The organism is Microcystis sp. M53598_WE2, assembly GCF_030067735.1.
Taxonomy (GTDB): Bacteria; Cyanobacteriota; Cyanobacteriia; order Cyanobacteriales; family Microcystaceae; genus Microcystis; species Microcystis aeruginosa.
This window is the reverse complement of record NZ_JASJFE010000635.1, coordinates 1-1899: the sequence shown is the minus strand read 5'-3', so window position 1 is coordinate 1899 and position 1899 is coordinate 1. Positions and strand designations below refer to the sequence as shown.

Here is a 1899-nt window from a genome sequence, read left to right as displayed (position 1 = left end):
GCGCCTGATTGAAATCGGACAGGGCGAGGTCGGGTTTCTCCTGTCCGGCGTAAAGAAGCCCGCGATTGCTGTAAGCCAGGGCGAATCGGGGATTAATGTTGAGCGCCTGATTGTAATCGGACAGGGCGAGGTCGGGTTTCCCCTGTTCGTAGTAAAGAAGCCCGCGACCGTTGTAAGCTTCGGCCAATCGGGGATTAATGTTGAGCGCCTGATTGAAATCGGACAGGGCGAGGTCGGGTTTCTCCTGTCCGGCGTAAAGAAGCCCGCGATTGCTGTAAGCCAGAGCTAATCGGGGATTAATGTTGAGCGCCTGATTGAAATCGGACAGGGCGAGGTCGGGTTTCCCCTGTACGCCGTAAAGAAACCCGCGATTGTTGTAAGCTTCGGCCAATCGGGGATTAATGTTGATCGCCTGATTGTAATCGGACAGGGCGAGGTCGGGTTTCTCCTGTTGTTCGTAAAGAAACCCGCGATTGAGGTAAGCCTCGGCGTATCGGGGATCAATGTTGATCGCTTTGGTAAATTCAGCGAGGGCGAGATCGTATTTTTCTTGTTGGATGTAGCCAACTCCCCGGTTATAGTGGCCGATCGCGTCTTGATTGTTCCCTTGAGCGATCCGGGTTTCGGCTGGTTGTCGGCTCTCTAGCGCCATGACGGGGCGAACAGTCGCGAGGGTGGAAAGGCTGATTAGGCTGACGGTGGTAAGAAGGGCAAAGGATTTCATGGCTAGTTCCTCACTGGGGATGATTTTAAATTCTACTTAGGGTTGGCTGAATATCGGTGTAAATCCTGCTAAAAAAGGTTTTTGGGCTAAAAAAGCCTAAAAATATTATCCAACAAGGTTTTTAGATTTATTCAGCAAGCCCTACTTAATTCATAGGCTGCTTTTTTGGGAATATGCAGAATAGGCTTTTTTTGTCTAAAAAGCACTAGGCTACTACTATCTAAAGTAATTAGAAAGTAGTAAGAGCGATCACTTTTTTTTAAATCCTACAGTAATCATTTTTCCATAGCTCCTTTGCTTCCTTGTAGCCTTGTTTGATTGGCACTGTGAATTTATCTGTCACCAGTAAGACTTTTGATAATCTTTTTAGCCAATCGCTCATTAATTTCTCGATGTCTGGGAATTGGTTCTGTTTTTCCAGTATCTGGATTATGGTAAATATCGTGTTTCCCTCCACGTCTAATCAAGTAGCAGCCAGCTTGCTCCAATTGTGCAATTAAATCATGTCTTTTCATGCGAATTCAAACTCTGCAACTCTCTTGATTCCGGGGATTTCTTCCGTAGTAAATGTTCTGTAGAGATCGATCAGGTTTTCGATTAATTCTTCTAAGTCAACACCTTGGGTCCAATGATCTGGAAATTCATTCAAATAGCCCAAGAACATCCCATCTGATTCTTTCCAATATGTATATGGAATCTTCATGGTGAAATCCTCATTCTGCGTTGCTAAAGATATTAAGTTGACCCCTATTATAACTGAATTGCTCCCAAGCCACGATCAGCTTTATTATCAGGGTTGGCAGCGAGATTGCCGCCTTACACTTCGTTAATGCAGCCTACCAAAGCGGCGATCGCCCATTCAGACAGATTTAGGTGTTGGGTGTTGGGTTTCGTTCCGAGGGTTCAATCTACGGACTACGGACTGTTAAATTAGAATATCAAATGTTTGATTATTTAGCCAACGATAAACACTAAAATCTCGCCTATCTGTGGTTAATATTCTGTTCTCCTTAATTGTTTCAGCTAACACTACTAACGAAGCATCGGCTAAGTCCATTGGCAAATCTCTATATTTTTGCATCAGTTCTTCAATGGGTTGGCAGTGCTTAGTTTTGAGGTTGAATACCTGTAGTTCTCCTGTGGAGATTTTATGAATAAGGGTTTTTGGGACATCT

At 44.4% G+C, this 1899-nt stretch carries 4 protein-coding genes; all 4 read right to left on the bottom strand.

Annotated features, from left to right (window positions below; translation table 11 throughout):
• Window positions 1–652: tetratricopeptide repeat protein (locus PX636_RS12920; RefSeq protein WP_288117499.1), on the bottom strand; the 652-nt coding region annotated here is incomplete at its 3' end.
• A gap of 404 nt (window positions 653–1056) precedes the next feature.
• Window positions 1057–1239, bottom strand: coding sequence for a type II toxin-antitoxin system HicA family toxin (locus PX636_RS12915; RefSeq protein WP_012267861.1), 183 nt, complete (start codon window positions 1237–1239; stop codon window positions 1057–1059).
• Window positions 1236–1427, bottom strand: a complete 192-nt coding sequence (locus PX636_RS12910) for a type II toxin-antitoxin system HicB family antitoxin (RefSeq protein ID WP_288117498.1) — start codon at window positions 1425–1427, stop codon at window positions 1236–1238. The genes PX636_RS12915 and PX636_RS12910 overlap by 4 nt, the downstream gene beginning before the upstream one ends.
• Before the next feature lie 222 nt (window positions 1428–1649).
• Window positions 1650–1899: PIN domain-containing protein (locus PX636_RS12905; RefSeq protein ID WP_502882883.1), on the bottom strand; the 250-nt coding region annotated here is incomplete at its 5' end.

Coding starts and splice junctions, on each gene's coding strand:
- PX636_RS12915 (WP_012267861.1), bottom strand. CDS start 1,239: ATGAAAAGACATGATTTAATTGCACAATTGGAGCAAGCTGGCTGCTAC.
- PX636_RS12910 (WP_288117498.1), bottom strand. CDS start 1,427: ATGAAGATTCCATATACATATTGGAAAGAATCAGATGGGATGTTCTTG.